The organism is Phenylobacterium immobile (ATCC 35973) (assembly GCF_001375595.1).
In the GTDB taxonomy this organism is placed as follows: domain Bacteria; phylum Pseudomonadota; class Alphaproteobacteria; order Caulobacterales; family Caulobacteraceae; genus Phenylobacterium; species Phenylobacterium immobile.
This window is the reverse complement of the sequence record NZ_CVJQ01000001.1, coordinates 150,590-172,029: the sequence shown is the minus strand read 5'-3', so window position 1 is coordinate 172,029 and position 21,440 is coordinate 150,590. Positions and strand designations below refer to the sequence as shown.

General features: G+C 67.6%; 22 protein-coding genes. 10 read left to right on the top strand and 12 right to left on the bottom strand.

Annotated features, from left to right (window positions below; genetic code table 11):
- Positions 1–40: 40 nt before the first annotated feature.
- Positions 41–2,338, bottom strand: a complete 2,298-nt coding sequence (locus tag BN1313_RS00805) for an NADP-dependent malic enzyme (RefSeq protein ID WP_091742059.1) — start codon at positions 2,336–2,338, stop codon at positions 41–43.
- Between the two features lie 103 nt (positions 2,339–2,441).
- On the opposite strand from BN1313_RS00805, the gene dapB reads away from it, so the two are divergent.
- Positions 2,442–3,221, top strand: a complete 780-nt coding sequence (dapB, locus tag BN1313_RS00800; protein ID WP_091735239.1) for a 4-hydroxy-tetrahydrodipicolinate reductase — start codon at positions 2,442–2,444, stop codon at positions 3,219–3,221.
- Positions 3,222–3,227: 6 nt separating this feature from the next.
- Here the strand turns inward: dapB and BN1313_RS00795 are convergent, their stop codons facing one another.
- From BN1313_RS00795 to coaBC, 3 genes are all read right to left on the bottom strand, one after another.
- On the bottom strand, positions 3,228–3,911 hold the full coding sequence (locus tag BN1313_RS00795; RefSeq protein ID WP_245620046.1) for an EF-hand domain-containing protein: 684 nt from the start codon (positions 3,909–3,911) through the stop codon (positions 3,228–3,230).
- Positions 3,912–3,973: 62 nt separating this feature from the next.
- Complete coding sequence (gene dut, locus BN1313_RS00790) at positions 3,974–4,426, bottom strand: dUTP diphosphatase (RefSeq protein WP_091735237.1); 453 nt, start codon at positions 4,424–4,426, stop codon at positions 3,974–3,976.
- Positions 4,423–5,616: a bifunctional phosphopantothenoylcysteine decarboxylase/phosphopantothenate--cysteine ligase CoaBC gene (gene coaBC, locus BN1313_RS00785; RefSeq protein ID WP_091735233.1), complete on the bottom strand. Its 1,194-nt coding sequence runs from the start codon at positions 5,614–5,616 to the stop codon at positions 4,423–4,425. Before coaBC ends, dut begins: the two co-directional genes overlap by 4 nt.
- A gap of 119 nt (positions 5,617–5,735) precedes the next feature.
- On the opposite strand from coaBC, the gene BN1313_RS00780 reads away from it, so the two are divergent.
- On the top strand, positions 5,736–6,278 hold the full coding sequence (locus BN1313_RS00780; RefSeq protein WP_091735230.1) for a hypothetical protein: 543 nt from the start codon (positions 5,736–5,738) through the stop codon (positions 6,276–6,278).
- On the opposite strand, the gene ubiB is transcribed toward BN1313_RS00780, so the two are convergent.
- Together ubiB and BN1313_RS00770 are read right to left on the bottom strand one after the other, a co-directional pair.
- The gene (gene ubiB / locus BN1313_RS00775; RefSeq protein WP_091735227.1) at positions 6,275–7,780 is read right to left on the bottom strand and encodes a 2-polyprenylphenol 6-hydroxylase; all 1,506 of its coding nucleotides are present in this window, start codon (positions 7,778–7,780) and stop codon (positions 6,275–6,277) included. The genes BN1313_RS00780 and ubiB overlap by 4 nt on opposite strands.
- Positions 7,777–8,532 (bottom strand): class I SAM-dependent methyltransferase, encoded by a 756-nt coding sequence (locus BN1313_RS00770; protein ID WP_091742056.1) that lies wholly within the window; start codon positions 8,530–8,532, stop codon positions 7,777–7,779. The genes ubiB and BN1313_RS00770 overlap by 4 nt, the downstream gene beginning before the upstream one ends.
- Positions 8,533–8,614: 82 nt before the next feature.
- On the opposite strand from BN1313_RS00770, the gene mutM reads away from it, so the two are divergent.
- From mutM to dnaA, 5 genes are all read left to right on the top strand, one after another.
- Positions 8,615–9,478, top strand: coding sequence for a bifunctional DNA-formamidopyrimidine glycosylase/DNA-(apurinic or apyrimidinic site) lyase (gene mutM, locus BN1313_RS00765; RefSeq protein ID WP_091735224.1), 864 nt, complete (start codon positions 8,615–8,617; stop codon positions 9,476–9,478).
- Positions 9,475–10,338 carry a TraB/GumN family protein gene (locus BN1313_RS00760; protein WP_176695852.1) on the top strand — a complete coding sequence of 288 codons (864 nt, stop codon included), beginning with the start codon at positions 9,475–9,477 and terminating at the stop codon, positions 10,336–10,338. Before mutM ends, BN1313_RS00760 begins: the two co-directional genes overlap by 4 nt.
- A 21-nt stretch (positions 10,339–10,359) precedes the next feature.
- Entirely contained in the window at positions 10,360–11,145 is a 786-nt protein-coding gene (locus BN1313_RS00755; RefSeq protein ID WP_091735217.1) for an enoyl-CoA hydratase, read from the top strand.
- 103 nt (positions 11,146–11,248) lie between these two features.
- Positions 11,249–11,518 (top strand): 30S ribosomal protein S20, encoded by a 270-nt coding sequence (gene rpsT / locus BN1313_RS00750; RefSeq protein ID WP_091735214.1) that lies wholly within the window; start codon positions 11,249–11,251, stop codon positions 11,516–11,518.
- 471 nt (positions 11,519–11,989) lie between these two features.
- Positions 11,990–13,447 carry a chromosomal replication initiator protein DnaA gene (gene dnaA, locus BN1313_RS00745; protein ID WP_091735211.1) on the top strand — a complete coding sequence of 486 codons (1,458 nt, stop codon included), beginning with the start codon at positions 11,990–11,992 and terminating at the stop codon, positions 13,445–13,447.
- Between the two features lie 168 nt (positions 13,448–13,615).
- On the opposite strand, the gene pnp is transcribed toward dnaA, so the two are convergent.
- The 6 genes from pnp to BN1313_RS00715 all read right to left on the bottom strand — a co-directional run bounded on the left by pnp (position 13,616) and on the right by BN1313_RS00715 (position 19,072).
- Positions 13,616–15,757: a polyribonucleotide nucleotidyltransferase gene (gene pnp / locus BN1313_RS00740; RefSeq protein ID WP_091735208.1), complete on the bottom strand. Its 2,142-nt coding sequence runs from the start codon at positions 15,755–15,757 to the stop codon at positions 13,616–13,618.
- Positions 15,758–16,030: 273 nt separating this feature from the next.
- The gene (gene rpsO, locus BN1313_RS00735) at positions 16,031–16,300 is read right to left on the bottom strand and encodes a 30S ribosomal protein S15 (RefSeq protein WP_091735205.1); all 270 of its coding nucleotides are present in this window, start codon (positions 16,298–16,300) and stop codon (positions 16,031–16,033) included.
- Positions 16,301–16,318: 18 nt separating this feature from the next.
- Positions 16,319–17,245, bottom strand: a complete 927-nt coding sequence (truB, locus tag BN1313_RS00730) for a tRNA pseudouridine(55) synthase TruB (RefSeq protein WP_091735201.1) — start codon at positions 17,243–17,245, stop codon at positions 16,319–16,321.
- A gap of 1 nt (position 17,246) precedes the next feature.
- Positions 17,247–17,681: a 30S ribosome-binding factor RbfA gene (rbfA, locus tag BN1313_RS00725; protein ID WP_091735198.1), complete on the bottom strand. Its 435-nt coding sequence runs from the start codon at positions 17,679–17,681 to the stop codon at positions 17,247–17,249.
- A 66-nt stretch (positions 17,682–17,747) separates the two neighbouring features.
- Positions 17,748–18,251, bottom strand: coding sequence for a DUF2939 domain-containing protein (locus BN1313_RS00720; protein ID WP_091735196.1), 504 nt, complete (start codon positions 18,249–18,251; stop codon positions 17,748–17,750).
- A 56-nt stretch (positions 18,252–18,307) separates the two neighbouring features.
- The gene (locus BN1313_RS00715; RefSeq protein ID WP_091735193.1) at positions 18,308–19,072 is read right to left on the bottom strand and encodes a class I SAM-dependent methyltransferase; all 765 of its coding nucleotides are present in this window, start codon (positions 19,070–19,072) and stop codon (positions 18,308–18,310) included.
- A gap of 138 nt (positions 19,073–19,210) precedes the next feature.
- Between BN1313_RS00715 and BN1313_RS00710 the strand changes: the two genes are divergently transcribed.
- The 3 genes from BN1313_RS00710 to BN1313_RS00700 are packed head-to-tail and all read left to right on the top strand — an operon-like array spanning position 19,211 to position 21,376.
- Positions 19,211–19,870, top strand: coding sequence for a LemA family protein (locus tag BN1313_RS00710; RefSeq protein WP_425414979.1), 660 nt, complete (start codon positions 19,211–19,213; stop codon positions 19,868–19,870).
- Positions 19,871–19,877: 7 nt separating this feature from the next.
- Positions 19,878–20,666, top strand: coding sequence for a TPM domain-containing protein (locus BN1313_RS00705; RefSeq protein ID WP_091735187.1), 789 nt, complete (start codon positions 19,878–19,880; stop codon positions 20,664–20,666).
- Positions 20,666–21,376, top strand: a complete 711-nt coding sequence (locus tag BN1313_RS00700) for a TPM domain-containing protein (RefSeq protein WP_091735184.1) — start codon at positions 20,666–20,668, stop codon at positions 21,374–21,376. The genes BN1313_RS00705 and BN1313_RS00700 overlap by 1 nt, the downstream gene beginning before the upstream one ends.
- The last annotated feature ends 64 nt before the right edge of the window (positions 21,377–21,440 follow it).

The following is a 21,440-nucleotide window of genomic DNA, read 5'->3' as shown; positions in this document are numbered from 1 at the left end:
GCACGGGCAAGCCGCAACCCCAACCCCGGCGGGCGGCGCCCTAGATGTTCATCGTACCCTCGGCGACAGGCCGCTCGTAAGCGGCGAGCGTCGCCTGCTGCAGGATGCGCGAGACAGAGGCCGACAGCGGCGCGATCTGGATCGCCTTGGACAGGCCCAGCACGATCGGCCCGATGATCGTCGCCTCGCCCAGGGTCTCGATCAGCTGGGTCGAAATGGCCGCGGAGTGAATGGCGGGCATGATCAGGATATTGGCCGGCCCCGTCAGGCGCATGAAGGGATAGTTGGCCTGGGCTTCGGGATTGAGCGCCACCGCCGGGGGCATCTCGCCTTCGTACTCGAAATCGATGTCGTCGCGCGCGTCCAGCCGGGCGACCGCCTCGCGAACGCGCTCGGCGCGGTCGCCCTTCGGGTTGCCGAAGGTCGAATAGCTCATAAAGGCGACACGGGGGGTGAAACCCAGGACGCGGACCGCATGGGCGGCCTCAATGGCGATCTCCTCCAGGTCCTTCGGCCCCGGCAGCTCGGTGACGTTCGTGTCGGCGATGAACAGGGTGCGACCTTTCGAGAGCACGACGTTCATGCCCATGATCCGGCCTCCCGGGGCAGGGTCGATCACCCGAAGGACCTCCTCCAGCGAGACGTCGAAGGTCCGCGTAACGCCAGTCACCATGCCATCGGCGTAGCCGAGCGCCACCATGGAGGCGGCGAAGGAGTTGCGATCGAGGTTGATCAGGCGTTGCACGTCGCGGCGCAGGTAGCCTTCGCGTTGCAAGCGGCCGTAGAGGAAGTCGGTGAACTCGGCGTTGCGGTGCGAGACCCGGGCGTTGGCGATCTCAATCTTGATCTCGTCCGGATTGAGCCCGGCGGCCCGCATGTTGTCGTGCACCAGCTGCTCGCGGCCGACCAAGATGGCGTCGCCAAGTCCCGCCGACTGGAAGGCGTAGGCCGCGCGGATCACGGATGGTTCTTCGCCCTCGGCGAAGACGATCGTCTTCTTGGGCTGCGACAGCACCCCGCCCTGCAGGCGCTGCAGGAAAGCCGCGGTGGGATCCAGTCGCTGCGCCAGCTGGGCGCGATAGGCGTCCATGTCATCGATCGGCTTGCGGGCGACGCCGGTGTCCATGGCCGCTTGGGCGACGAAGGGCGGGATGTACCCGATCAGCCGGGGGTCGAAGGGGGTCGGGATGATGTAATCCGGGCCGAACTTCAGCTGGGCGCCCTGGTAGGCTGCGGTCACCTCGTCTGGCACGTCTTCGCGGGCCAGCTGGGCCAGCGCCTTCGCGCAGGCCATCTTCATCTCCATGTTGACCCGGCGGGCGCGCACGTCGAGCGCCCCGCGAAAGATGTAGGGGAAGCCCAGGACGTTGTTCACCTGGTTCGGATAGTCTGACCGGCCTGTGGCGACGATGGCGTCAGGGCGCACTTCCTTGACCGCCTCCGGCGTGATCTCCGGGTCTGGGTTGGCCATGGCGAAGATAATCGGGTTCGGCGCCATGGACTTCACCATGTCTTGCGTCAGCGCGCCTTTCACCGAGGTGGCGATCACCACGTCGGCCCCGACCATGGCCTCGGCGAGAGTCCGTAGGGGCGTGTCGACGGCGTGGGCCGACTGCCACTGATTCATGCCCTCCGGCCTGCCACGGTAGAGGACCCCGTGGTGGTCAGCGGCGATCACATTGGCGTGGGGCACGCCCATGGCCTTGATCAGGTCCAGGCTGGCGACGCCGGCGGCGCCGGGACCGCAGAGGACGACGCGGATGTCCTTCAGGTCGCGGCCGGTGATGTGGCAGGCGTTGATCAGGCCGGCCGTGGAGATGATCGCCGTGCCATGCTGGTCGTCGTGGAACACCGGGATGTCCAGGAGGTCCTGAAGCTCTGACTCGATGCGGAAACACTCGGGACTCTTGATGTCCTCGAGGTTGATGCCGCCGTAGGTGACGCCGATGTTCTTGACGACGGTGATCATCTCGTCGGGATCGGTCGCCAGGCATTCGACGTCGATCGCGTCCACGTCGGCGAAGCGTTTGAAGAGCACGCCCTTGCCCTCCATCACCGGCTTGGAGGCCAGCGCCCCCTGCGCGCCCAGGCCCAGCACCGCGGTGCCGTTGGAGATGACGGCCACCAGATTGCCTTTGGAGGTGTAGTCGTAGGCGGCTTCAGGATCGGCGGCGATCGCCAGGACCGGCACGGCGACGCCAGGTGAGTAGGCCAGGCTCAGGTCGCGCTGGGTGGCCATCGGCTTGGTCGGGACGATCGCGATCTTGCCGGGCGTCGGATAGCGGTGGAAGGCGAGCGCCTCTGCGTCGGTGAAGGTGCGTTTCTCGGCGTCGCTCATCTTATTCTGTTCCAGATCGGGCCTGCCATCTTGGCCCCTTGGCGGTTGACCGCAACCCGCGGTGCGGGCGAATTGCGCGAAAGCCATAGCAGAGGCGCAAGCCATGACCACCGAACCGATCAAGATCGCCATCGCTGGGGCCAACGGCCGCATGGGCTGGGCGGTGGCGACGGCGGCTGAGGCTGAGGCCGGCGTCGAGGTGGTCGCCCGCTTCGGACGTCCGGGCGCCGTCGGCGAGGGCCTGGTCTCGATGGAGGCGGGCCTGGCGGTCTGCGACGTGGTGGTGGACTTCACGACGGCGGCGGCCTCAACGGCGCTGGCGGCCTACTGCGCCGCCCGTTTCGCGGCCGGCGGCGGCCCGGCCCTGGTGATCGGCACGACCGGGTTCGACCTGGCCCAACTCGACACGATCCGCCAGGCGGGCGAGACGGTCGCTGTCGTTCGCGCCGGCAATTTCTCGTTGGGAGTGAATCTGCTGATGGGGCTCGTGCGTAAGGCCGCCCAGGCCTTGCCGGCCGACTATGACATCGAGATCTTCGAAGCCCATCATCGCCGCAAGGTCGATGCCCCGTCAGGCACGGCCCTGATGCTGGGCGCCGCCGCCGCCGAGGGGCGAGGCGTGAACCTGGCCGACGTGGAACGCCGCGCCCGTGACGGGATCACCGGTGCGAGGCCCATGGGCGAGATCGGCTTTTCCGTGGTGCGCGCCGGCGGCATCATCGGCGATCATAGCGTGATCTTCGCCGCCGAGCAGGAGGTGCTGACCCTGTCGCATTCCTCGCGCGATCGGGGCCTCTTCGCCCGCGGCGCCCTGGCGGCGGCGGTCTGGGCGGCGCACCAGCCGCCTGGAGAATACGACATGCAGGCCGTACTCGGCCTGTGATCACCTCTAGGACCGCCGCTTCTTGCGGCCCTTATCACCGTCCTCGAATTGTTTCTGGGCGGCCGTGCGCGGCAGTTCGGCCAGGGTCAGCTTGCCGTCTTGGTCGCGGTCCAACAGGCGGAACCGGCGATCGGCCGCGCCTGCGAACTCGGCGGCGGTGATCCGGCGGTCGAAGTTGCCATCGGAGGCGCTCACCGGCTGCGGTTCCTGCAGGAAGGTGAAGGCTGAGGCGCCCTCCATGCCCAGGCCTGGATCGCGCACGGGCCCGCGATCCTGAATGCGCCCGCCCATGGGGTCGCGCGTAACCGGCGTGTTGTCGTCCAGTTGGACGCGGATGATGCTTGCAGGCGCCTCAGCGCGGTACATGCCCAGGATCTCTGGGACGATGTTCATCTCATAGTTGGTGATCTCGACGCCGGCGACGACGCCATCATGGTCGAGGTCCAGCACTTTGAAGAAGGCCGCGGCGTCGGCCCGAAGCTCCGCCTTGTCGAGGGCGTGATCGTTATTGCTGTCGATCTTCGCGAACCAGGCGCCGACGGGGTAGGCCTGCGGCGCCTCCACGCGGAAGGGTTCGCCGCAGGGGCTGATGAAGAGGGCGGTGCGTGCAGGGGTTCCCACCTGGGCTTCGGCGGCGCTGAGTGGAAACAGCAGGGCGGTAAGAGCGAGAAGAGCCTTGGTCGGGTTCATGCCTGCGCCTGTATAGTCTTAACTGAACACGTTTCTAGGCCTGGCGCTGATCGGCGGCAAGCCTAGACGCCCGTTGAGCCGAACCCGCCCTTGCCACGCTGGGTCTCTTCCAGGCTGTCGGTCTCGACCCAGGCGGCCTGGACGACAGGGGCGATCACCAGTTGGGCGATGCGATCTCCGCGGCGGATCGTGAAGGCCTCCGGGCCATGGTTGATCAAGATCACCTTCACCTCGCCGCGGTAGTCGGAATCGACCGTGCCTGGCGTGTTCAGGCAGGTGACGCCAGCCTTGGCGGCCAGGCCCGAGCGGGGCCGGACCTGCGCTTCGAAGCCGACCGGCAGGGCGAAAGCCAGGCCGGTTGGCACGGCGAAGCGGTCGCCCGGATGCAGGATCACCGGTTCGTCTTCGGCGACCGCGGCGCGCAGGTCCATGCCCGCCGCGCCGGGGGTCTCATAGGCCGGCAGCGGCAGGTCGGTGTTGTGGGGCAGGCGCAGGATCGGAACGGTCGGGGTCACGGATTGAGGGCCTCGGCTATGCGGGCGGCCAGCTTGCGGGCGACCTCGCTCTTGGCGGTCTTGGTCCAGCGTTCGACGCCGGCGGCGCTGACGATGGACACGGTGTTGTCGTCGCCGCCCATCACGCCTTCCTGGCTGACGTCGTTGGCGACGATCCAGTCGCAGCCCTTGCGGGCGAGCTTGGCGCGGGCATTGTCGTCGATGTCATTGGTCTCGGCGGCGAAGCCGACCACCAGTTGCGGACGCCGCGCGCCGGCCTGGGCCAGGGTCGCCAGGATGTCGGGGTTCTCCACCAAGCTGAAGGTCGGCGGCCCGCCCGGGCCCTTCTTCATCTTGCGGTCGCCCACGTGCTCTGGCCGCCAGTCGGCGACAGCGGCGACGCAGATCGCGGCGTCGGCCGGCAGGGCCGCCTCGCAGGCGGCCAGCATCTCGCGCGCCGTCTCAACGTCGACGCGGCGGACGCCGGGCGGCGAAGAAAGCGCGGTTGGGCCGCTGACCAAGGTCACATCGGCGCCAAGGGCGGCCAGGGCCTGGGCGATCGCATAACCCTGCTTCCCGCTGGAGCGGTTGGTCAGCATGCGCACCGGGTCGATCGGCTCGACCGTCGGGCCGGCGGTGACGATGACGTGGCGGCCAACCAGGGGCTGAGAGGTCGCCAGCAGCGCGCTGATCTCCGCGAAGATCGCCACAGGCTCGGCCATACGGCCGGGGCCGAACTCGCCGCAGGCCATGGCGCCCTCGTCGGGGCCGACAAAGGCGACGCCGTCGGCTTTGAGGGCCGCCAGGTTGCGCTGGGTCGCAGGGTGCAGCCACATGCGCACGTTCATGGCAGGGGCCATCAGCACCGGCGTGTCGGTGGCGAGCAGGGTGGTGGTCGCGAGATCCGTGGCCAGGCCGTTGGCCGCCTTGGCCATCAGGTCGGCGGTGGCCGGCGCCACGACGATCAGGTCGGCCGAGCGCGAGAGCTGGATATGGCCCATCTCGGCTTCGTCGGTCAGGGAGAAGATGTCCTCATAGACCTTGTCCTCAGCGAGCGCCGCCAGCGACAGAGGCGTCACGAACTGCGCGGCGGCCCTGGTCATGACCGGGCGCACGCCGATCCCGGCCTTACGCAGCAGGCGGGTGAGCTCGAGCGCCTTATAGGCGGCGATGCCGCCGCCGACGATGAGCAGGACCTGTTTTTCGGCCAAGGATCAGCCTCCGGGTTTCGTCACGCATCTAAGCCATGCGTCGCGTCGCCACAAAGGGACTCGACAAACCGCAGAAGTTGTTCTTTCTTTGTTCCAACCTTCGCCTTGGAGCCCCCCGCATGACCTGGAGTAAGCCTCTTCTCGCCGCCGGCCTTCTCGGCCTGGCGGTCCTCGCCGGTTGTGACAACGGCCCGTCGGCCGTCGCCCAGAACGAGCCGGCGGCGTCCGCCGCGGCCCCCGCCTCGACGGGATCATCCTCGTCCCTGAGGACGGAAGAGGATCATCGCAACGATCCGGTGCCGGTGATGGACGGCAAGCCCATGTGGTCGGCCAGCCGGCGCCTCTCGGCCGAGGAAAGCGCCAAGCGCGCCTTCGACCGCAATGGCGAGGCCTTCGCCGCCAAGGACCTTAAGGACTATGTCCGCAAGGCGCACGCCTTCGTCGAAAGCCCGCCGCGCGGCGTCGAGACCCTGAAGCGGGCCAATGGCGACACGCTCTTCTATGACGCTAAGGCCAATGTCTTCGCCGTCGCCAACAAGGACGGCGCGCCGCGCACCATGTTCAAGCCGGACGAGGGCGCGGCCTACTGGACCGAACAGAAGACCCGCGAGGCCCGCCGCCAGGCCGCTGCGGCCAATCGCTCAGCGGATGATGACGCCTAGCTGAAGATCTGTGCGGCCACGAACGCGACTCCCGCCACCGCCGCGCCGATCGCGAACCAGATCAGACGGCGGTGATCCGCCTCCGGCTGGACGACCATGACGGGCTTCTGTTGGGCTTCGGCGATCCGAGTGATGGCGCGGAGCGCTTCGGTGGCCTCGCTGATCAGGCGCTGTACGCGCGAGACTGGCGACAGTTCGCGGGTGATCCAACGGGTGACGACGGGGTCGGAGGCCTTCCAGATGTCGTGCTCCGGATCGATCCGGCGCGCGACGCCTTCGACGGTCATCATGGTTTTCTGCAACAAGACTAGTTCAGGCCGCAGGTGCATGTCGTAGAGTGCGGTGATCTCGAAGAGCTGTAGCAGCACCCGGCTCATGTGCACTTCCGAGGCGTTGCGGCCGAAGACAGGTTCGCCCACCGCACGCAAGGCCTGGGCGAAGGCCTCGACGCTATGGTGGCGCGGCACATAGCCAGCGTCGAAATGAACCTGGGCCACGCGCCGGTAGTCGCGCCGCAGGAATCCCCAGAGGATCTCCGCCAGGTAGCGGCGTTCCGGCGCGCCGAGCCGGCCGATGATGCCGTAGTCAACCGCGACGATCTCTGCGGGCGCCGAGACGAACAGGTTCCCCTCATGCAGGTCCGCATGAAAGACACCATGATCCAGGGCTTGGGCGAGGAAGGCCTGGGTCAAGTGTTCGGCGAGGCGTTTACGGTCGAGGCCGGGCAGGGTGAGCGCTTCTGGACTGGAGAGCGGCCTGCCCGGCGCCCATTCCAGGGTCAGGACCCGCTTGCCGACGCCGAGCCAGACGACCTTGGGCGCGGCCATATAGCCGTCGCGGGCCATGATCTCGCCAAGCTCGTCGGCGCCAGCCGCCTCCAAGCGCAGGTCCAGCTCCATCTGGGTCGCGCGGATCACGGTGGCCGCAGCAGCGCTGGGCTCCAGGCGCGACAGGGCCGGCGCGAAGCGCTCGATCAGCCGCGCGGCCAGGGCGAGGACTTCGGAATCCTCGGCGACGCGGCGGTCGATACCGGGCCGCAGCACCTTCACCGCCACGCGCCGGCCGTCGTGCAGCCGCGCCTCATGGGCCTGGGCCAGGGAGGCGGCGGCGACGGCCGCTCCCAGTTCGGCGAAGATCGTCTCAGCGGGCTGGCCAAGGGACAGCGCAATCTCGCGACGCGCCTCTTCAAGCGGAAAGGGCGGTAACCGGTCCTTCAGGCGCGACAAGTCCTCGGCGAAGACCGCGCCGAAGATATCGGCCCGAGTCGACAGCACCTGGCCGAGCTTGATGGCCACGGGCCCCAGGTGTTCCAGGGCGTGCGCCAGACGTTCGCCCGGACGACCCTGCTTGGCCTCACGGCCGCTCAGCAGACGAAGGGCGCGGGTCAGGCCACGCAAGGCTGGCGGATAGAGCGCGTCCAATTCACGCGGCGCCAGCGCGTCGTACCTGACGAGCGTCAGGCCCGCGCCCAGCAGGCGCCCAAAGGCGGCGAAGGTGCTCAGGCGGCCCGGCCCGTATGTAGGGCCGCGACCCCGCCGCTGAAATTCGAGATCTCGACACGGTTGAAGCCGGCGTCGCCGATCATTCTTGCGAAGGTCTGCTGGTCGGGGAACCGGCGGATGCTTTCGACCAGGTACTGATAGGACGCGCGATCGCCGGCCACCTTCTCGCCGATCGCCGGGATCACCTTGAAGCTGTAGGCGTCATAGAGCTTCCGGAACGCCGCCGCCGTCGGCCGCGAGAACTCCAGGCACAGGAACCGACCGCCCGGTTTCAGGACGCGCCGCGCCTCGGCCAGGGCGGCCTCGATGCGGGTGACGTTGCGGATGCCAAAGGCGATCGAATAGGCGTCGGCGCAGGCGTCGGGCAGGGGCAGGGCCTGGGCGTCGCCGACGGCCCAGATGATCTCGGGCTCCCCGCCTTTTTCGCGGCCGGCGCGGACCATCTCGGCGTTGTAATCGACCACCACGACGCGGGCGTCGGCCCCGCCGCGGCGCAGCTGGGCGCGCCTGGCCATGCGGGCGTAGCGGCGGGCCATGTCGCCGGTGCCGCCGGCGCAGTCGATGATGGTCTCGCCCGGCTGCGGGTTCATCCGCGCGGCGACCGCGTCTTTCCAGACCCGATGGACGCCTACGCTCATCAGGTCGTTCATCAGGTCATAGCGACCGGCGACGCGGTCAAAGACGCTCCGGACGAGGCCGGGTTTCGTCTCGGGGTCGACGTCGCGAAAGCCGAAGGTGGCGGGTCCGGTCATGGCGCTGGTCTTAGCGGCCGCGCGCGCCGTACGCCAGCCGAAGGAGATTGATCGGGGACCATCAAGCTGCGAAGCCTGACCCATGCCCGAACTTCCCGAAGTCGAGACCGTCCGGCGCGGCCTGCAGCCTGTGCTGGAGGGCCAGCGCCTGGCGGCCGTCGAACAACGACGCCCAGACCTGCGCTTTCCCTTCCCGGAAGGGTTTGTCCAATCGCTGGCCGGTGCGGTGATCCAGCGCCTGGACCGGCGCGCGAAGTATCTGCTCGCCCACCTCGACCGCGGCGAGACCCTGGTCATGCACCTCGGCATGAGCGGGCGTTTCGAGATCGCCCTCGCCCAGGGGGCGCCGCGCCCCGGCGACTTCCATTACGCTGCTGCGCCTTCAGAAAGGCACGCCCATGTGGTCTTCACCACCGAAGCGGGCGCCCGGGTGACCTATTACGACCCGCGGCGGTTCGGTTTCATGGGCATCGCGCCCACGGCGACGCTCGCGCTCCACCCCTGGTTCGCGGGGATGGGGCCTGAGCCGCTGTCCGACGCCTTCGACGCAGAGCGCCTGAAGACCGCCTTCGCTGGCCGCGTCCAGGGGCCGAAGACGCTTCTGTTGGACCAGCGGATCGTCGCCGGCTTGGGAAACATCTATGTCTGCGAGGCGCTGAACCGCGCGCGCATCTCGCCCTTCAAGCCGGCTGGGCGGATCAGCAAGCCGCGCCTGGCCCGCCTTGTCGCCGTGATCCGCGAGGTCCTGATAGAGGCTATCGCCGCCGGCGGCTCCACCTTGCGCGACTTCGCCCACGCCGACGGCGCACTGGGTTATTTCCAGCATCGCTTCCGCGTCTACGACCGGGTGGGCGAGCCCTGCGCCAACGACGCCTGCCGCGGCGTGATCGCCCGTGAGGTGCAAGGCGGGCGTTCGACCTTCTACTGCCCGGTCTGTCAGACGTGACCTGGAAGTCGGCGCTGCTGGGCCTGGCGCTGCTCTTGGGGGCCTGCCAAGCTCGGGCCGAGCCGCCCGTGTGGATCGTGCGCGACGCCGACTCCGAACTGGTGCTGTTCGGGTCGATCCACGTCTTGCCGAAGGCCCTGGCGTGGAAGCCTCGGCGGCTGACGCGCGCCATGGCCAAGGCCGATGATATCTGGTTCGAACTGCCTCTGGACGCCGCTGCCCAGGGCGAGGTTGCGGCGCTCGCCGCCCAACGCAGCTTCCTGCCGCAAGGTCAGACGCTCTCAAAACTGCTGACGCCCGCGGACGCCGCGCGCCTCAAGACCGTCGCGGCGGACTATGGCGTCGACCTTTCCTACCTCGACCAGCTGCAGCCCTGGATGGCTGAGGTGGTCTTAGGCGCCGCCGCCTTCCGCCGGTTCGACGCCTCGGCGGACGACGGCGTCGAACGCGCCCTGATGGCGGAGGCGCCGGCGAGGGCGAAGCTTCAGGCCTTCGAAACGCCGGCCGAGCAGATCGCCCTGTTCGCCGACGGCCCGCGGGCCGAACAGCTGGCCTCTTTGGTCCAGACGCTGGATGAGCTGGCCGATGGCCCGGACGAGTACGCGAGAATCCTTAAGGCGTGGCTGGCGGGGGATATAGCCGCGCTGGAAAAGGAGGCGGTGGCGCCCCTTCGGGAGGCTTCGCCGGGCCTCTACGCCCGACTTGTCGCCGCCCGCAATCGACGCTGGACCGCGATCCTGGATGACCGGCTAAGGGGCCGGGGGCGCACAGTCGTCGTCGTCGGCATGGGTCACCTCGTGGGGCCTGACGGCCTGCCGGGCGCTCTGCGCGCCCTTGGTTATCGGGTCGAGGGCCCGTAAGTTTCTAACCTGTTGGCGGAGATGCGCGTGACTTACGAAACCCTGTTGCTTGAGACGCCCGCCGAGGGCGTCCTGCTGATCCGGTTGAACCGCCCCCAGGCGCTGAACGCCCTGAACAGCCAGGTCCTGGCCGACCTCGGCGCGGCGCTTGATGCGGCCCAGGCTGACGACGACGTCGGCTGCGTGGTGCTGACTGGATCGGAACGCGCCTTCGCCGCCGGCGCCGATATCAAGGAGATGGCCGACAAGACCTACGCCGAGGCCTTCCGCCGGGACCTGTTCACCGCCGCCATCCTCCGCATCGAGGCCTTCCGCAAGCCGATGATCGCCGCGGTCGCGGGCTTTGCGCTCGGCGGCGGCTGCGAGCTGGCCATGCGCTGCGACTTCATCATCGCGGCCGAGACCGCCAAGTTCGGCCAGCCAGAGATCACACTGGGCGTCGCGCCCGGCATGGGCGGCAGCCAGCGCCTGACCCGCCTGGTGGGCAAGTCCAAGGCCATGGACCTGGTCCTGACCGGCCGGATGATGGACGCCGTGGAGGCCGAGCGGGCGGGCCTCGTCTCCCGCATCGTCCCCGCCGACAAGCTGATCGAGGAGGCCGTCGCCGCCGCCGCCAAGATCGCTTCGCTCTCACCGCTCGCCGTGATGATGAACAAGGAGCTGGTGGAAGTCGCCCTGGAGACGCCGCTGGCGGCCGGGCTCGCCATTGAGCGCCGGCTTTTCCATTCCCTCTTCGCCTTCGATGACCAGAAGGAGGGCATGGCGGCCTTCCTCGAGAAGCGTCCGGCGAAGTTCACCGGGCGGTGACGCGAACCTCGCCTTGACCGGCGGGGGACCTTTGCGTATATCCGCGCCTCCTTATTCGCCGCCCTCCATGGGGCGCGGGTTTCCGTTTTGAAGAGCTGTTAGAATGGCCAATACGCCCGGCGCCAAGAAGGCGGTCCGCAAGATCGCTCGCCGCACCGAAGTGAACACCGCCCGTCGTTCGCGCGTGCGGACCTTCCTTCGCAAGTTCGAAGAAGCCGTCACCGCCGGCGACGCGACGGTCGCCAAGGACGCCTTCGTCAAGGCGCAGTCGGAACTGATGCGGGCTGTGTCCAAGGGCGTGGTTCACAAGAACACCGGCTCGCGCAAAGTCTCGCGCCTGGCGGCTCGCCTCAAGAAGCTCGCCGTCGCCTGATCGGTGCGCTTCCGTCGCGATTGCGACGATCTAACGCTTGTTTGACATCAAGATGTCACGGACGACAGCGCCCCTTCGGGCGCTGTTTTTTTGCGCGCCTGTCTCGGGAAATCCGCCGCTCGCGCCGGCCTCGAAATATCGCCGAAACCAGAAATTTTGTCCGCCCCCGGAGTGACGGCCGAGCTTTTTCCTAGGCCCGAAAAGGGGTCGTTCTGAGTCAACGGAAATATCGCTAGCCGCCGTTAAGAATCACCGTTGACCCCTCCCGGCCCCCATTTAGTCTGGGCCTTAAGGACGTCTCTTCCATCTGATCTCGGATCAATACCGAGGGTCGGCGCAGCGTGTATCTCGCCGGCCAGAGGCTTTGTGCGCGCTGCGTACGGCCGCCTTAAGATGTTGGGGAGGTTATGAAATTTGTCGCCTTGGGCGTGGGGGCCGGGCGGCCGCTAGAGATTAAAGGGGTTGGGAAGAATGTTCAGCACGGGAGCCGCAGGAGCCGTGACGACGCAAGCCGCGTCGGCAGTTTGGACCGGGGCGCGCCAGGTGCTGAAGCACGAGCTGGGGGAGGCGACGTTCGAGTCCTACCTCGCCCAAGCCGCGCTTCGGGAGACTGGGGAGAAGCTGTGTCTGGTCGCCGCGACCGGCGTCGCGCGCGACTGGATTCGCCGCCATGCCTGGCGCCGTATCGGCGAGGTGTGGCTGCAGCATGACCCGCTGGGCCGCCCGCTGGAGCTGACGTCACGTGTGGAGTTCGAAGCCGCCGGTTCCGACGCCCTGACGGCGGAGCCGCGCGTGTTCGAGATCGAGGCCCAGCCCGTCTCGATTGCGATCGATCCGTTGGCGTCGGCCATTCTCAATTCCGGCCTCTCGGCGACCGGCCGTCATGGCCGCCAGCTGGGTTTGCAGGAACGCTTCACCTTCGACACCTTCGTGCCAGGTCCGGCCAATGAGTTCGCCTTCGCCGTCGCCCGCCGGGTGGCGTCGTGGGCGGACGGGCACTTCAATCCGGTGGTGTTCCACGGGTCCTATGGTTTCGGGAAGACCCATCTGCTCAACGCGCTTGCCTGGGAGGCCATGCGCACGGCCCCAGAGAAGAAGGTCGTCTATCTTTCCGCCGAGCGATTCACCTCGACCTTCGTCAAGGCCGTCCAGGACCGCCAGATCGCCGCCTTCAAGGAAGAGTTACGCGCGGCCGACCTGTTGCTGATCGACGATGTCCACTTCGTCGCCGGCAAGACCAGCACACAGGAAGAGCTGTTCCACACCCTGATCGCCCTGGTCGAGGACGGCCGCCGCGTCGTCATGACCGCCGATCGCTCGCCGATCGAATTGTCGGAGATGGAGCCCAGGCTGCGCTCGCACCTGCAGGCCGGCCTCGTCTGCGGCATCGAGCCGGCGGATCGGACGCTGCGCCTGGGCATCCTGGAACGCAAGCTGGTCACGCTGGGCGAGCAGGGCCGCTTCCAGGCGGTCGCCCGGCCTGAGGTGCTGCAGTTCCTTGCCGATCGCTTCACCGACAGCGTGCGCGAGCTGGAGGGCGCTCTGAACACCCTCGTGGCCCGCGTGGGCGGCGAGGTGGCCAAGCTGACCCTGGACGAGGCCCAGACGATCCTTCGACCGCACCTGTCCTGCACCGAACGCAAGGTGACGGTCGACCAGATCCAGAAGACGGTGGCCGAGCACTACCAGCTGAAGCAGGCCGACCTGACGTCGGAGCGCCGCGCCCGCGCGGTCGCCCGCCCGCGCCAGGTGGCCATGTGGCTGGCCAAGCAGATCACCACCCGCTCGCTGCCCGACATCGGCCGCCGGTTCGGCGGGCGCGACCACACTACCGTGCTCCACGCCGTGCGCCGGATCGAGGCGCTTAAGGCCGAGGATCCAGTCATCGCCCGCGACGTCGAGGTCCTGCTGCGCAAGCTGCGCGGCTGATCCGCCACCGCTAACCTGAAAGGCCCGCCGGCGACGGCGGGCTTTTTCGTCTTTACCTCCGGCCGCCTTGCGAGGAGGCGAGACCGGGCCGCGGCTACGGCCAGTTCTGACATGAAAAGGGCGGCCGCATCGCTGCGGCCGCCCCTCACATTCAACCTTGGCTGAAGCCTATTCGGCGTCGGCGTCGGCGCCTTGCTTGGCGGTCAGGTCCTCGCCCGTTTCCTGGTTGACGATCTTCATCGACAGGCGGGTTTTGCCCCGATCGTCGAAGCCGAGGAGCTTGACCTTCACGAGCTGGCCTTCGCTCAGCACGTCGGAGACCTTGTTCACGCGCTCGCTCGAGATCTGGCTCACGTGGACGAGGCCGTCCTTGGCGCCGAAGAAGTTCACGAAGGCGCCGAAGTCGACGACCTTCACGACCTTGCCGGTGTAGATCGCGCCGACTTCCGGTTCGGAAGCGATGGACCTGATCCAGTCGCGGGCGGCGTCGATCTTGCCCTGGTCGGCCGCGGCGATCTTGATCGTGCCGTCTTCGCCGATGTCGACCTTGGCGCCGGTTTCGGCGGTGATCTCGCGGATCACCTTGCCGCCCGAGCCGATCACTTCACGGATTTTGTCGACCGGGATCTTGATGGTCTCGATCTTCGGCGCGAACTCGCCCAATTCGGCGCGCGGCGCCTCCATGGCCTTGTTCATCTCGCCGAGGATGTGATCACGGCCGCCCTTAGCCTGAGCCAGGGCCTGCTTCATGATCGCCTCGGTGATGCCGGGGATCTTGATGTCCATCTGCAGCGAGGTGATGCCGTCGGCGGTGCCGGCGACCTTGAAGTCCATGTCGCCCAGGTGATCTTCGTCGCCCAGGATGTCGGACAGAACCGCAAAGCCGTCGGACTCGAGGATCAGGCCCATGGCGATGCCGGAGACCGGCTTCTTCAGGGGCACGCCCGCGTCCATCAGGGCCAGCGAGGAGCCGCAGACCGAGGCCATCGAGGACGAGCCGTTGGATTCGAAGATCTCGGAGACCAGGCGGATGGTGTAGGGGAAGTCCGCGTAGTCCGGCAGCATCGGACGGATCGCCCGCCAGGCCAGCTTGCCGTGGCCGACTTCGCGGCGGCCCGGCGCGCCCATGCGGCCCGTTTCCCCGACCGAGAACGGCGGGAAGTTATAGTGCAGCATGAACTTCTCGTAATACTTGCCTTCCAGCGCGTCGATCAGCTGCTCGTCGTCGCCGGTGCCCAGGGTGGCGACCACCAGGGCCTGGGTCTCGCCGCGGGTGAACAGGGCCGAGCCGTGGGCGCGGGGCAGGACGCCGACTTCGCCGACGATCTGGCGGACCTGGTCGACCTTGCGGCCGTCGATGCGCACGCCGGTGTCGAGGATCGAGCGGCGGACGATGTCGGCTTCCAGCTCCTTGAAAACGCTGATCAGCTTCAGCGGGTCCAGGCCGGCCGGGTTTTCATCCGACTTGGCGAAGGTCTTCACGGCCTTGGCCTTGGCGGCCGAGATCGCCGAATGGCGCTCGGTCTTGGCCATGATCTTGTAGGCGCTGACGAGGTCGCCGCCGATTTCCTTCTTCACTTCGGCCTTCAGGGCGTCGGTGTCTTCCGGCTGGAAGTCGAAGGGCTCCTTGGCGGCGTGTTCGGCCAGTTCGATGATCGCGTCGATCACCGGCTGCATGCCGGCGTGGGCGAACATCACGCCCTTCAGGACCTGGTCTTCGCTCAGCTCCTGGATCTCGGATTCGACCATCATGACGGCGTCGTTGGTGCCGGCGACAACCAGATCCATCTGGCTGTCCTTCATTTCATCGAGAGTCGGGTTGAGGATGTATTCCCCGTTCACGAAGCCGACGCGGGCGCCGGCGATCGGGCCCATGAACGGGGCGCCGGAGATCACCAGGGCGGCCGAGGCCGCGACCAGGGCGACGATGTCGGGATCGTTCTCGAGGTCGTGCGCCAGCACGGTGGTGACGACCTGGACTTCGTTCTTGAAGCCCTTGACGAACAGCGGGCGGATCGGACGGTCGATCAGGCGCGAGGTCAGGGTTTCTTTCTGGCTCGGCGCGCCTTCGCGACGCGGGAAGCTGCCGGGGATCTTGCCGGCGGCGTAGAACTTTTCCTGATAGTTCACGGTCAGGGGGAAGAAGTCCTGGCCGGGCTTCGCGCTCTTGGCGAAGACGGCGGTGGCGAGAACCATGGTCTCGCCGTAGGTGGCCAGGACGGCGCCGTCAGCCTGACGGGCCATGCGGCCGGTTTCGAGCGTGAGCGTCTTGCCGCCCCACTCGATGGTCTTGCGCTTGATATCAAACATGTGGGTTTTTTCTTTCTGATCCCGCGGGCGTATTCCCGACGGGGACGGACAGGGGCTCGGACTTCCGAAATCCTCTCCAATGGACAGGCGCATGAGGACTTCTATGGAGCCCTCGGCGTGTATGCGGAGCCAACTGCGGGCTCCGGTGGCTGCATCGGTCCCCCGGCCTGTACGGAGGAGCAGCGTGTCTTAGGTCCGAAAGGGACCGCCCCGCCCATCTGGTCCCAATTTTTGTCGGGAGACGGACGGGGCGAAATCCAAACCGGGATATCTTTAGCGACGAAGACCCAAGGTTTCGATCAGCTTCTGATAGCGGTCCGTGTCGGACTTCTTCAGGTGATCGAGGAGCGACCGGCGCGCGGAGACCAGCTTCAGCAGGCCGCGACGCGAGTGGTTGTCCTTCTTGTGGGTCTTGAAGTGCTCGGTGAGGTTCGAGATGCGCTCGGACATGATCGCGACCTGGACCTCGGCGCTGCCGGTATCGGCTTCACCGCGGGCGTGGGACTTGATCACCTCGGCCTTGCGTTCGGGCGTAATCGACATCGGGTTTCTCCGCTCTGGTTAAAGATTGAAGACGCGCGACGGTTCGAGCCGTCCATCACGCATCTCGCAGAGCGCCACCATCGTCTTTCCCATCATGGCGGAAACAGCGCGGGAGCCAGGTTTGAGCCTGGCCTGCACAGCCTCCTGCTGTCGGGGAAGGAGGACGATGGATCGTCCTTGCTTCAACCGAAAGGCGTCTTCATCGGTCACGGCCAGCGCCGGGATGTCGTCCAGCGCGGTCTCGACCGGAAGCAAGGCCTCCGATTGGCGGGCCTTATGCCCTAAATCCTCCAGCATTTCCAGCGTAACGGCGGTGGCTTCCGTGAAGGGCCCCACGCGAGTTCGCCGCAACATGCTCACATGGCCTTCCGCGCCCAGCGCGGCCGCCAGGTCGCGGGCCAGGCTGCGGACATAGGTTCCCTTGCCGCAGTCCACTTCCAGGGTGGCGAAATCGGTCTCGGCGGCCATCAGGCGCAGGGCGTCGATGCGCACTGTCCGAGCGGCCAGTTCGACCGCTTCGCCGGCGCGGGCCAGGTCGTAGGACCGCTCGCCGTCCACCTTGATCGCCGAATAGGCCGGCGGGATCTGGGCGATCTCGCCGACGAAGGGCGCGAGCGCCGCCGCAATGTCGGCCTGTGAAGGTCGAACGTCTGAACGGGCCGTGACCTCGCCCTCGGCGTCGAGGGTCGTGGTGGTCGCGCCCCAGGCGATGGTGAAGCGGTAAGACTTGGCGGCGTCGACCATCCAGGAGACAGTCTTGGTCGCCTCGCCTAGCGCGATCGGCAGGATCCCGGTGGCCAGAGGGTCGAGTGTGCCGGCATGCCCGGCCTTTTGCGCGTCAAAAATGCGCCGCACCTTGCCGACCGCCGGCGTCGAGCCAAGCGCGTAGGGTTTGTCGAGGCAGATCCAGCCGGAGACGGCCTCGCCCTTCTTGCGGCGGCCCACCCTAGTTGTCGTCTTTCCAGCTGTCCGACGGTGCGTCCGGCGTCAGGTCCTGGCGCACCTTGGGGTCGGCGAACAGCCGCGTCATCCGCGCGGCCTCGTCGAAGGTCTCATCGTGCAGGAACTTCAGGTCCGGGGTGAACTTCATGTCGATCTGGCGGCTCAGGCGTCCGCGAAGGAACTTGGCGTGCCGGTTCATCGCCTTGGCCACCTGGGCGCCGGTAAGGCCGCCGGCCTCGCCGCCCAACGGCTCGATGAACGCGATGGCGTGGCGCAGGTCGGGGCTCATCCGCACCTCGGTGATGGTCACCGACAGGCCCGCCAGCTCCGGATCGGCGATTTCCTCTTCGCGCAGCACCTCGACCAGAGCATGGCGCATCAGCTCGCCGGCGCGCAGTTGGCGCTGGGTGGGGCCGCGGGGGCCAGGGGGTTTCGCCATGTCGTTTTCGCCTAAGGCCCGGAGGGCCGGGCTTCTAGTCCTCTTGAAGACGAAGAGGAAGCGCCGTTACGGCTTGAGCTTCAAGAGCGAGGGATCGCCTTCGAACCCCGTGAGACGCCAGGCGCCGTCCAGCTTGGCGAAGGTCAGCTCGCACGGGCCGTTCTTCTTGCGGGTCGCGCAGACCCGGCCGTCGGGCAGGGGCTTCAGCACGCTGGCGATCGCCAGCGGGCCAGGGATCGCCATGTTCGGACGGTACCCATAGTGCTCCGCCACCAGCCGGAAGACGTAGGGCTGCAGCAGGGCCTCGCCGGCGATGTCCGCCAGTGCGGGGGCGAAAAAGGCGGCCAGCCCCGTGCTGTCGCGCCGGACGGCTTTGTCGATCACCTTGGTCTGGAGTTCGCGCTTCAGGGCCGGCCGGTCGACGTGCCGGTCAAAGGCGGCCTGGTCGTTGTCGCGGATCGACAGCAGGAGCGCGTGGACGTCGTTCGCCGCGTCGAGATTGCGGACGGTGGTGCAGGCGGCGAGCGCCATGAGCGCCAGCGACGCCGCCAGAATGCGCAGCTTGTTCATAACGCCACACTAGCGCGACTTTCCGGCGAGATCACGGCCGGCGCCTGGCGGCGCGATCAGGTCTTGCGGAAGATGTGGATCGCCCCGGCCTCGCCCATGGGCGCAGGCGGCCGGTCGGCGACAAGCCCGGCTGCGGCGGCGAAAGGATCCGGCTGGGTCATGTAGAAGACCAGCCGTTCGGCGGAAATGCGTGTTGCGCCGCGCAGGTCGGTGGCGCGGTACTCGATGACCTGGTCCAGGCGGCCTTGAGTAGGGCGGAACGTGCGGTCGCGGACGAAAAGCTGCAGTCGCCCGCCGTCGGGCGTCGCCTGGTCGAGCACGGCGATCGTCGGGTTCACAGGCGGCAGGGCGGCCATCACATCCAGGGACGGCAGGTGAAAGGCCGCCAGGCCGCCAGGGCGGAGGTGCTTCGCTGTTGTCGCGAAGGCGTTGCGCCAGGCCTGCCCCGCCGGGACATGGGCGAGGGTGTGAAACGGGCAGAAAACCGCGTCGAAGGTCCGGCCAAGATGCAAGGCTGTCAAATCGCCGAGCTTGAGGGTGATGCGCGCCGCGACGGTCGCATCGACGGTCGCCAGGCGCGCGCGCGCGAGGTCGAGCATGGCGGGCGCGATGTCGACGCCGGTGACGGAAAACCCTCGCTCCGCCAGGGCGAAAGTCAGTCGGCCGGATCCGGCGCCCAGTTCCAGAAGATCGGCGCCGGGCGCCGCCAGATCCGCGTAGACATCAATGTCCGCCGCGACCGTCGGGTCCAGGCTGGTCAGAAGATCATAGTAGGCTGCGCTCAGACCCCCCTGAGCATAGTAGGGCCGCGTGTGGGCCATGGCGCGCCGTTCCCCCCGAAACGTCCTGCCGACTTCGCCGACAAGAACCTCTGCATGCGCCGGGCGTTGCCAAGGATCAAGGGTGAGCCCACATATGCGCACGCCCAAGCTTTTGCCTGCCTTCCGGAGATGCGCCTCGTGAACAGCTCTCTTTTCAGCTCGATCCGCCGCCGGTGGCTCGCGATCGCCGTCGCCCTAGTCGCGCCGCTGGCGTTCTCGGCCTGCGGGGTAAACACCATCCCCACCAAGGAAGAGGCCGCCAAAGCGCAGTGGGCCGAGGTGCAGAACCAGTACCAACGCCGCGCCGACCTGATCCCCAACCTGGTGGCGACGGTCAAAGGCTACGCCGCCCAAGAGTCTTCGGTGTTGATCGGGGTCACCGAGGCCCGCGCCGGCGCGCTGCGCGCGAAATCCGACGCCTCCATTACAACTGATCCTGAGGCCATGGCGCGTTACCAGTCGGCGCAGAACAATGTGACCATGGCGCTATCGCCCTTCCGCGTGATGCAGGAGGCCTATCCCGACCTGAAGTCGAACCAGAATTTCCTGGCTTTGCAGAGCCAACTGGAAGGCACCGAAAACCGCATCGCCATCGCGCGCCGCGACTACAACGCCGCCGTCCAGGACTTCAACACGACGCTGCGCACCTTCCCCGGCGTGCTGTGGGCGAAGACCGCCTATGCGAGCTCAAAGCCCATGGTGCTGTTCTCGGCGACGGAAACGGCGCAATCCGCGCCTAGCGTCAGCTTTGATCAGCCGGCGCCGCCCGCGCCCGCCGCTCTGCCGCCGTCGAAGTAGCGCCGGTATGATCGCTTTGCGCGGCCTGTTTGTCGCCGCGCTGTTTTGGATGACGGGCGCCGCGGCGATCGCGGCGCCGAGCTTCCCGGCCCTGACAGGGCGCGTGATCGACGGCGCCGACATGCTGTCGCCGCAGACCGAACAGCGCCTGGACGGCGAACTCGCTAATCTGGAAGCGACCACTGGGCGCCAGCTGGTGGTGGCCACAGTCCCCGACCTGCAAGGCTATGAGATCGAGGATTACGGCTACCAGCTTGGCCGAACCTGGGGCTTGGGGTCCAAGGACAAGGACGACGGGGCGATCCTGCTCGTCGCGCCCAAGGAGCGGAAAGTCCGCATCGAGGTCGGCTACGGCCTTGAGCCTATCCTGACCGACGCCATGTCGAGCATCATTCTGCAGACCGCCGTCCTGCCCGCCTTCCGCGAGGGCAAGATGGAGCAAGGCGTCGTCGCCGGCGCGGAAGCCGTGATTCAGCAGCTGGCCTTGCCCGCCGACCAGGCGAGCGCCCGCGCCGCTCAGGCCGCGGCCCAGGCGCAGGGCAAACCCAGCCAAAACCAGGGCCTCGGGCTTCCCATCATCTTCATCATCCTGATCCTCTTCTGGATCATCGGCGGACTGACCCGCGGGCGACGGCGCGGCGCAGGCTCCGCCTGGTGGCTTTTGCCAATCATTCTGTCGGGCGGTCGCGGCGGCGGTCGCGGCGGCGGTGGTGGCGGCTGGGGAGGCGGCGGCGATGGCGGGTTCGGCGGCGGCGGCGGCTCCTTCGGCGGCGGCGGATCTTCGGGAAGCTGGTGATGGCCGACAAACCCCTGCTCAATACGGGCCAGCTGGCCATCGTCGAGGACGCAGTGCGGACCGCGGAGGCGCGCACGACGGGCGAGATTTATTGCGTGGTCGCTGCCGAGAGCTCCGACTATGGCGAAATTCCACTGGCCTGGGGCGCGATCGTCGCCCTGGCGGCGCCGGCCATCCTGTTCGTCACAGGCGTCCAGGTGAGCGTGCCCGACATCTTTGAAGGGTGGAGCGCCGCCCAGGTCGGCCGCGCCGCCGAAGCGGCGGCGCATGAGGCTCTCGGCGCGGCGCTGGTGCTGCAGATGGTGCTGTTCGCGGCGACGGCCCTGATCGTGCGCACCGGTTCGGTGAGATTGGCCCTGGCCTCGCGCAGCCTGAAGCGCGGGCGGGTGCGCAGGCGCGCCCAGGAACAGTTTTTCGCCAAGAATCTGCACCTGACACGGGAGCGGACCGGAGTGCTGATCTATGTCTCCGCGGCAGAGCACATGGCCGAGATCGTCGCCGATGAAGGCATCGCGGCCCGCGTCGACCAGACGGCCTGGGATGGCGCGATGGCGGCCTTGATCGATGGCGTCAAACGCGGTGACGCGGCGGCCGGCCTGACGGCGGCGATCGCCCAATGCGCAGACATCCTCGCCGAACATTTCCCGGTCAGACCCGGTGACAACCCCAACGAGATCCCTGACGCCGTCGCGCTGCTGCCGAAGCTCTAGCGCCCATATTCCGGTGTCGGCTTCGGCTCGTCGTGGCCGGCCGCCTAGGGCGATCCACCCGGCG